Origin of the sequence: Caballeronia insecticola, assembly GCF_000402035.1 — a bacterium.
Classification (GTDB): domain Bacteria; phylum Pseudomonadota; class Gammaproteobacteria; order Burkholderiales; family Burkholderiaceae; genus Caballeronia; species Caballeronia insecticola.
Genome location: NC_021295.1, coordinates 300,588 through 309,692, shown reverse-complemented (window position 1 = coordinate 309,692; position 9,105 = coordinate 300,588). Strand labels below are relative to the sequence as shown.

The following is a 9,105-nucleotide window of genomic DNA, read 5'->3' as shown; positions in this document are numbered from 1 at the left end:
ACTTCGGATCGACGTCAGGGTGAGCGCAGGAAGCTTCCATGACCTCGTAACCTCGCGCAATGCGTCCGGCAGGATAAACGAGTTCGATCTCGATATCGGCCGAGGGAATTTCACAAAGCGATGTACGTGCATCGTTTTCGTCTTCTCATTACGGCATCGGTGACTACCTTACTTGGAGCCGCGATCAACGAGCATGCGCGGGACGTTTGTGAGGCGCTTCGGAAGGCAACAGGTCTAAGCGTTCAAGGTGAAATCGCGCTGGAGTTCAGCTTCGGCGTATTGAGGCGCTGAAGCTGGCTTTCGAAGTAATTCATCTCGCACATCTCGCCTGCGTAACGCAGATCAAGTTCGTGTCAGGCCCTTCCAACAACGTTGCGCATTGGCGGTGCCTTAGATTGGCTCTGTTGCACGAAGACGCTGACTCTCGCGATATCGGACCTTCATGGTCTATTGATATCCTTAAAACTCCGGCTCAAGAAGCTGCGGTTTTACTTATCCGCTCGAGTGACCTCGATTCAAAGAAGGCGTCGACAGCTTTTTTCGCGGAACGCAATCGAGTTGTGGCATTCGCGAACAATCGTGTGGCATAGTGCCTGCATTGTTATGCGACCAGGAGATAAAGATGGCGACTCTTAAGGGGATTCAATCGCGAATTGCCAAGCTTCAGGCGCAAGCGGAGGCAATCGCGGCGAGACAATCGTCGACCATCATTGCCAGAATCCGCAGCATGATGAAAGACCACGGAATCAGCATTGCAGACATCACGGCCGCGACTGGAAAAGGTCAGCGCGGTCGAGGCGTGCATGTTCGCCCTAAATCAACCGGCGGCACATCCATTGCGAAATATCGCGATCCGAAGACCGGCGCGACCTGGACAGGTCACGGCCGCGCACCGGCCTGGATTGCTAGCGCCAAGAACAGGGACAAGTTCCGCGTCGATGGCGCCGTGCCCTCGTCGTCGCCAGCGGTGCGCGCGTCGGCCAAGCCGGGAAACCAGCCGCGGGGTCCCCAACCCGCGAAGTACCGTGATCCGAAGAGCGGCGCCGAATGGAGCGGGCGAGGGCGTGCCCCCGCGTGGCTTGCAACGGTAAAGGATCGGACCAGATTCCTGATCGCGCAAATATCGGGCGAAGCGTCTGGCACCGACAAAGTGGAGGCCCGTGCCTCGCAGAACAAGACGCGCGGCGCGCAGAAGGCAAGCGCAGAAAAAACGAGCGCCAAGAAGGGCGCGGTGAAAGCGGTGGCAGGGAAGAAGGCTCCTGCAAAAAGCGCGACGAAGAAGGCAGCGGCCAAGCAAGGTCCTCTCGCATCGAAAAAGGCCCGCGCTGCGAAGAAGCCGGTGAGGTCGACGTCCGCGTCTGAAGAAACTGCGATTCCGGCCGTTGCCGACGACGCAACGGTGGCGAGAAAGGCTTCCAGGAAGGTTGCGTCGACGAAGCCCTTGGCAAAGAAAGCAGCGGCGAAAAAGGCAACGACGAAAACGGCAACGACGAAAACGGCGGCTAAAAAGTCGCGGGCTACTGGCGCGGCGTCAAAGAAGGCGGCCGGAAGGAACGTCGTTTCTAAGGCCGATGCAGAATCGAGCGCACCGGTCGAGAGCGACACCTCGCAAGCACCTGACGGTTCGACGATTGACACAGCTGCCTGAGTGTTGAGATTGACGCGCAGGTGCTTTGTCGAGAACAGCGGTTTGCATCAAACGGAAAGGCTGATGGAAGTTCATCTTTCGTCGGCCTTTTTTTGCGCTATCGCCTCTGACTTCATGCTTTGGCCGATGCCCGGGAGGACGTTGCACGGCAAGAGATGCGTTGGAATTTAGCGAGCCTCAAGTCCGAATCTAAACGCAACTACCGGTCTCGCGCATTCAGCCTCACCTAATGAAAGCAAATCTCTGCATGCACGGACTATGTCTTCAAATCAAACCGGGCCGTCGGACCGCACGTGCAGCGGATCCCCGCAGTCTCGACTAAAAGCTCCGGGACGAACCTGCTTCGTCGACGAACATGAGCACGACACCGAAGCTCAAAGCCGCGCAGACAGCAGAAACGGCTTCAGATCAACTCGGTGAAGCGCCTCACCACGGGCACCAGCATCAACTCGATAATGGCGGCCACACCCGCGTCACCCGCGATGAGCGAAAATGCTCTTTCCGAGGTGAGTCGATCATCGATAAAATCTTCTGCAAGTTTCGTGACGATCGCGTCCCGGGCAAGATGCACCGATACCTTTGCGTGGGGCGACAGCTGCTCCATCGTTTCGCCCTCGGTCAGGACTAGTGCGCGGACGACGTCTTCGATGGGCGCGATCTCGGGCGCGGTCACAAAGAGGTCGATGGCGTGCTGCAGCAGATGGAAGGCGTGCTGCGTCAATTCTCCATGCAGCCCGGAAAAGCACCCATCGAGAGACGCGGAATTTGCTCGCGCCTCGGATAAGCCCTCCACGAGCCTGGATGCCGTCCGGCGTGCTCTGAAGTCATACATGTTGGCGATCAGTCGGGCAAGGCTCATCACCGATCGTTCCGATACGACGCTCTGTGCATGCGTCTCCGAGTGATCGACTGGCTTTTGCGGAATCAATCCGATCGGATTGATCGTCGACTGAAAGACACTGTGCATCGAAAGATCTGTCAGCGGATCGATGTCGACCATCACGGCTCCTTTCGGGCGATCTTCGACCGAAGATACGATTCCGAGCGTCGCCGCGAAATGAAACGTCGAAAAGAGCGATAAGCGCCCGAAAATCTGACCAGAGTCCGGATCGACACCCACGGCAATCCGGTGGCCGAAGCTGAAGGCGTTGTGCGGATAGTCCGCGGGCAACTCCGTGTCCCACCAGACAAAGACCCCGCGCGTCTCGCCAAGCGTGTAGTGCTTTAGCTCGTCGAGCGCGGCGCTCCGCGCGATCTCACCGAAGTAACGCGCGAAATATGTCTGCAGGACATAGGCAATCGCGCGTAATCCCTCGGCGCTTCCCATCCTGGTACTCAATGCAAGCGCTCCGCGCACGACCTGCTCCCGCGCGTGGCGCGTGATGGGAAAGGGGCGAACGCCGGCGAGAGCGTTGAGTACATCGAGTTGACTCGAAAAGTGGTCAATCAGGCTCGAATAGGCAGCGACATGCTCGTCGCAGTAGATCGCCGTGCCATTGCCTGGAGGCGCCAGCGTTGCAGGAAGAATATCTTTGAGCGATACGCCGGCGCGACCACATATGATGCAGATATGATTCATTGCTGCCCTTTAATGTTGCGTGAGCGACTCCTCCCCGTGTGCCTCGACGGATGCACTATTCGAGCCGTTTGACCGCTCCGGTCCTTTCGTCGGCGAGAGCGGACTTCTTCAAATGACGCTTCGACCGGTCAGCCCGCGCCCGCTTTCCGCCATACGGCGAACCTAGGCCCGTGCGTCATAGCGGAATGTCCCCAGCGTCACCGCGCGCTGCCGCTCCTCGACTTCGCCACGACCCACACGCCTGAACTGCCGCGACGATGGCTTCCAACGAGGTGTGTGTCGACCATTCCAATGGCCTCCATCAGGGCGAACATGTTCGTCGGCCCCACGAACTTGAATCCATGACCACGGAGCGCCTTGCTCATCGCAATGGATTCGTCGGAAGACGTGGGTATGTCGCTAAAGCGCGCCGGGGCTGGTGTCGCGGAGGGCTTGAAGGACCAGACCAGGTCGGACAGACCCCCACGCTCGCGAAGCATGACGGTAGCCTTCGCATTTCCAATCGTCGCGCGAATCTTGGACAGGTTGCGAATAATCCCGCTGTTCGCCATGAGTCGATCCATGTCGGCGTCGCTGTACGTCGAGACGAGATCCGGATCGAAATGATCGAACGCCGCGCGAAAAGCCTCGCGCTTATGCAGTATCGTCGACCATGACAAACCTGACTGGAACACCTCCAGCGAAACTCTTTCGAACAAACCGCGCTCGTCTCGTACGGGCATGCCCCACTCAGTGTCGTAGTACGTCCGCATCATGCCCTCGACCGCCCAGGCGGGTCGAGCGAGACCGTCCTGACCCACGACCAAACCACCCTGGTCCGCTGATGTATCGATCTTATTCATGGCGTAGTCACAAGAAAGCTGCGCAGTTGAGGTGCTTGGCGTAAAGACGCAAATTCGCGCCGGCCTGCGCCCGACTGTAGCAGGCCTGCCGAGGAGCCAGATCATCGATCAAAGAGCGTTTCCCAGCTGAGCTTCGGAACAAAAAGACGCCGGCGTGAGCCGGCGTGAAAACCTTGGTTAGAGGGAAATACCAAGGCCTGAGAGATCATCAGGCGAAACGCGAAACAGGTTCCCCTTTCGCCCAAAGCAGCTTTCGTGATGCGGCGGGGGCTCGAGGTTGCCAGCGATACGAAAGGAAGAAATGATAACTACACCACGCAACGCTCATCGCGGTTCGGACGAATGCGTTTCCTTCGCCTGCGTCGCGGTGGCGAGCTACCGACATGAGCATGTCCGAGGTTCAAAAGCTGTCAGGCGATGTGTGCATCTACTCAACAACCACGTCGCTCCTGACATAAACGCGAAAGAGCCAGCGATCGCGTATGACTCGGTTCACCTCGAACGTCCCGCGTCCGCGAGTTCTTCACAGAGCCGTTTGAAGAACCTGAACGAGGTTGAAACTCTACACGTCTGGTTCGTCAAGAAAAACGCGCTGAATCTAAATTGTCTTTTTTATTGCGGAAAATAATGTTCGCTAAGCCGTTCCTGTAGCGAACACCGAAACTCATACCGTGTAGCGACACAGTTTCAGCGGATCGAAACCGCCCGCCTGTCTGCCGTCGGCAATTCCTCGTGCAAGTGACGGGAAAAGACATCGTTTAAGAGCATGTCTATAATCCAAGCTCTGGTCGACTCCATCGGAACAGCCCGCCTCTGGCATGCCTTGACCGTCAGGAGAACGGGTTCTGAATCGGACTTCACGCGCGTAGGGGTGTGCAATTGGACAAGCTGAAAGAGATGGAAGTTTTCACGAAGATAGTGGAAATGAACAGCTTCTCTCGCGCGGCAGAAGCGATGGAGATGACGCCTGCCACTGCGACGATCATCGTCCAGAGGCTCGAAGCAAGACTCGATGTCCGACTTCTGCATCGTACGACACGTCGATTGAAGCTCACGGATGAGGGTGCTGAATTTTACAAACGCTGTGCTCAGGTGCTAGCCGAAATCGAGGAAAGCGAGCATGCATTGACGGGGCATGGCAAGCGGCCGCTTGGCAGACTGCATGTCGAGATGCCAGGCTCGCTTGGACGATTCGTCGTTCTGCCTCAGCTATCGCAGTTTCGGTCGATGTACCCTGACCTGGAACTGATGATCGGCCTGAGCAACAATCAGATCGACCTCGTCGAGGAGGGCGTCGATTGCGCAATTCGCGTAGGGGTCTTGCCGGATTCCAGCCTGGGCGTGAGGAGGCTCGGTGCACTCGAACTCGTAACGTTGGCTAGCCCGGCCTACCTCAAGAGGCACGGTACGCCTCGGACGCTCGCCGAGCTGGATAGCCACGCCTCGGTGCACTACTTCTCGAATCGGACGGGACGAACGCTCAATTTCAGTTTCGAGGAGAAAGGCGAACCAACTGAAGTGAGGATGAACGGCCGGCTTGGCTTCAACGATGCGGAGGCGTACGTCCTGGCGGGCGTTCACGGCCTTGGAATCGTTCAGGCGCCTCGATACATCGCGCACGCACACATGGCGTCCGGCGCCCTGGTGGAAGTTCTTCCACAGTTCAAGCCGCATTCTCGCAGCGTCTCGGCGATATTTCCGCACAACAAGCATTTGGCACCCAAGGTGCGAGTGTTCCTCGATTGGGCCGCGGATCTCTTTGCGCAGTGTCCGCTCCTGATGGGGCAAGGAAGCGCTGGAACGTTTCCGGACAATGAGAAGGGGCGGAAGACGTCATTTCGAAGCGTCATGATGCAAGACAGACTGGATGAGTTGGCGCTTTGAAAGGGGACACGTTCCGGAGATCGAGCGCCGCAACGTGCTCTGCCGAACGGGCATCGCAAGTCACCAGAGATACGAGGACTGAGCGTGGAGCGGTCTGAACCAATCAAGGGCTTCATCCTCACGCGGAACTGGCGAGATACACCAACGGGTACGGAAATCCAGTTCTGGATGGCAACCGAGATAGGTCCGCGCATGGTCACGCTGACGGCGCAGCGTTCGGTCGCATTCGCTCCCGCCGAATTTCTGGAGCAGATATCCTCGGCGAGCGCGCGAATTCCCGGGATGGTGGTGCAGTCGCTCGACCTCAAGGATTTCGAGCAGCGCAAGGTGGTTGGCGTCTACAGTCCCCAATACCGGGCGCTGATAGGGTTGGAGAAAGATCTGAAGGAAAAGGGTATCCCGCTCTATGAAGCCGATATTCGTCCGCCCGAACGATATCTGATGGAGCGATTCATCACGTCTTCCGTAGTGATCGACGGCGGCGTCGACAATGGAAGCGTCATCAACGACTGCCGGCTGCGGCCCGAAGGGGACTATCGACCATCGCTTTCAATGGTGTCGCTGGACATCGAGACGAGCCCCGCAGGCGATCTCTACTCCGTCGCGCTCGAAGGTTGCGGGCAACGACAAGTCTTCATGCTGGGCGATCCGACAGGCGAGACATCCGCGGTCGATTTCGAGTTGCACTACTGCAAGAGCCAACGCGAGATCCTGGCGCGCTTGAACGATTGGTTCGCCCGTTTCGACCCGGACATCGTCATTGGCTGGAACGTGATCCAGTTTGACCTTCGCGTATTACAGCGGCACGCCGACAACCTGAACATTCCGCTACTGCTTGGTCGCGGCGGTGGAAAGATCGAGTGGCGCAAGCACGGCACAAAGGAAGGTTACTTCTTTGCGCCCACGGCAGGGCGCCTGGTGATAGACGGCATCGAGGCGCTCAAGGCTGCGCTGTGGACGTTTCCCTCATTCGCTCTGGAGGCCGTGGCGCAGCAACTCCTGCAAGAGGGAAAAGAGGTCTCCGATGTCTACGGCCGGATGGAGGAAATCGAAAGGCGCTTTCACGAAGACAAGACCGCGCTCGCGCGCTACAACCTCAAAGACTGCGAGTTGGTGACGAGGATATTCGCGAAGACCGGTCTCATGGACTTTCTTGTGGAACGGGCGAACGTAACGGGGCTGCAAGCCGATCGTTTCGGAGGTTCAATCGCCGCGTTCAATCACCACTACCTCCCGCGTATGCATCGCGACGGCTACGTCGCTCCCAACGTCGGACAGATTCCGGGCGGCTCGTCGTATCCCGGAGGATTCGTCATGGATTCACGTCCGGGACTCTACGACTCCGTGCTGGTGCTCGACTTCAAGAGCCTGTACGCATCCATCATTCGAACGTTCCTGATCGACCCGGTCGGGCTTGTAGAGGCTGAAATCGAGGTGGACAACGCGGCGGTCGTGCCCGGTATGCGCGGCGTCTTTTTCTCAAGAAAGAAAGGCAGCCTGCCGGACATCGTCGATCAGTTGTGGAAACGCCGCGATGCGGCAAAGCGCGCCTCGAATGAACCGCTCTCGCAGGCACTCAAGCTGCTGATGAACTCGTTCTGCGGAGTGTTGGGCTCACCTGATTGCAAATTCTTTAACCCGCCATTGGTGTCCTCAGTCACGCTGCGCGGACACGAAATCATGCACAGGACGAAAGAGTTGGTCGAGAGGGAGGGTTACGACGTCATTTACGGCGACACCGACTCGATCTTCGTTTGGCTGAAGCGTGAGCACACGGTGGACCAGGCCGACGAGGTGGCAAGCCGACTCGTGACGGCGATCAATCGATGGTGGGAACATCATCTCGCCGGAAAGCTCAGGCTCGAAAGCTTCCTGGAAATCGAGTTCGATGCTTACTACCAACGCTTTTTCATGCCGACGATCAGAGGAGCGGAACTCGGCAGCAAGAAGCGATATGCCGGGTTGGCGCGATCGAAGGAAGGCATCGATACGATGGTCTTTCGCGGCCTGGAGACCGCGAGAAGCGACTGGACCCCGCTCGCGCAGCGCTTCCAGCGTGAACTGTACATGAAGATTTTCAAGGGAGAGCCTTACCGGGACTTCGTGCAGACGTACGTGCGCGAAACGAGAGCCGGTAAGCTCGACGACTTGATGATCTATCGCAAGCGGCTACGGCAGAACCTGAACAGCTACGTTCGGCATGTTCCTCCGCAAGTGCGCGCCGCGCGCCTGGCGGACGAGTTCAACGAGAAGCAGCAGCGGCCGCTGCAATATCAAAGCGGCGGATGGATCCGATATTTCGTCACTCGCAACGGCCCCGAGCCACTCGAAAGACTGACTGCGCCGATCGATTATGAACACTACATCGTCAGGCAGTTGCAACCGGTCGCTGACGCAATCCTTCCGTTTGTCGGCGAATCGTTCGAGAACCTGATCAGTGAGCAGGCTAGCCTTTTCTGAATAGTGTGACGACCGGCGTGGCGCAGACGTCACCGATATTGGAACTCGCCGAACAACCATCTGAGCTTTCAGTCGTAGTTCAGTCGCAGCGGCTTTCCGGAGTGCCCGTGCAGCGGCGGCTGGATCGAATCCCGAAGGGCGCCTGCTTCTCTTTGTTCGACCAAAACGATATAGTTCGCCTAGCGTCGGTGGTTACGGAATGCAATGTAGCTGGCGACAAGTCCATCGTAAAAAACGTCGATCCCCTGTGGATCAGGAACACTATGGCTACGTTATTCCAGATTGAACAGCGCATCGCCAACTTGCAGAAGAAAGCCGATGAACTACGGCGCAAGCAGTCGACGTCCGTCATCCAGAGTATCAAGAGAATGATGGATAAGCACGGCATTTCTGTCGAAGACCTCCGGGCCGACATGAAGAGTTCAAGCGCCGGGAAGGAACCAGATGCCATAAAAGCCACCCGCCGCAATTCCAAAGCTGCGGGTTCATCGAAAGGCAAGCTGCCGCCGAAGTATCGCGATCCAAAAACTGGAGCAACCTGGAGTGGTCATGCGCGACCGCCGGTCTGGATCAGGGATGCCAAAGATAGAGCCAAATTTTTGATCGACGCATCGTCGGAATGATGAATGGTCGCTCGAATGCAATTGAATGCTTTCATGACGCATTGGCATCGAGGACGCTTAGAGGTTTTC

6 protein-coding genes are annotated in these 9,105 nt (G+C 57.6%); 4 read left to right on the top strand and 2 right to left on the bottom strand.

The genetic code is table 11. The features are described 5' to 3' along the window. Window positions 1-622: 622 nt before the first annotated feature. On the top strand, window positions 623-1,648 hold the full coding sequence (locus BRPE64_RS32670) for an H-NS family nucleoid-associated regulatory protein (RefSeq protein ID WP_084675979.1): 1,026 nt from the start codon (window positions 623-625) through the stop codon (window positions 1,646-1,648). A gap of 403 nt (window positions 1,649-2,051) precedes the next feature. Here the strand turns inward: BRPE64_RS32670 and BRPE64_RS31785 are convergent, their stop codons facing one another. Both BRPE64_RS31785 and BRPE64_RS31780 read right to left on the bottom strand, forming a co-directional pair. Further along, window positions 2,052-3,227, bottom strand: coding sequence for a hypothetical protein (locus BRPE64_RS31785; protein ID WP_044044261.1), 1,176 nt, complete (start codon window positions 3,225-3,227; stop codon window positions 2,052-2,054). A 197-nt stretch (window positions 3,228-3,424) separates the two neighbouring features. Continuing rightward, window positions 3,425-4,069 carry a DNA-3-methyladenine glycosylase I gene (locus BRPE64_RS31780; protein ID WP_051180635.1) on the bottom strand — a complete coding sequence of 215 codons (645 nt, stop codon included), beginning with the start codon at window positions 4,067-4,069 and terminating at the stop codon, window positions 3,425-3,427. An 879-nt stretch (window positions 4,070-4,948) separates the two neighbouring features. Here BRPE64_RS31780 and BRPE64_RS31775 point away from each other — a divergent pair. From BRPE64_RS31775 to BRPE64_RS33890, 3 genes are all read left to right on the top strand, one after another. Then, window positions 4,949-5,953, top strand: a complete 1,005-nt coding sequence (locus tag BRPE64_RS31775; protein ID WP_044044403.1) for a LysR family transcriptional regulator — start codon at window positions 4,949-4,951, stop codon at window positions 5,951-5,953. Between the two features lie 84 nt (window positions 5,954-6,037). Then, window positions 6,038-8,413: a DNA polymerase II gene (locus tag BRPE64_RS31770; protein ID WP_173405493.1), complete on the top strand. Its 2,376-nt coding sequence runs from the start codon at window positions 6,038-6,040 to the stop codon at window positions 8,411-8,413. Between the two features lie 38 nt (window positions 8,414-8,451). Further along, a complete protein-coding gene (locus BRPE64_RS33890; protein WP_232519370.1) occupies window positions 8,452-9,036 on the top strand; it encodes an H-NS histone family protein in 585 nt (194 codons plus the stop codon). Window positions 9,037-9,105 lie beyond the last annotated feature (69 nt).

Coding starts and splice junctions, on each gene's coding strand:
- BRPE64_RS31785 (WP_044044261.1), bottom strand. CDS start 3,227: ATGAATCATATCTGCATCATATGTGGTCGCGCCGGCGTATCGCTCAAA.
- BRPE64_RS32670 (WP_084675979.1), top strand. CDS start 623: ATGGCGACTCTTAAGGGGATTCAATCGCGAATTGCCAAGCTTCAGGCG.
- BRPE64_RS31780 (WP_051180635.1), bottom strand. CDS start 4,069: ATGAATAAGATCGATACATCAGCGGACCAGGGTGGTTTGGTCGTGGGT.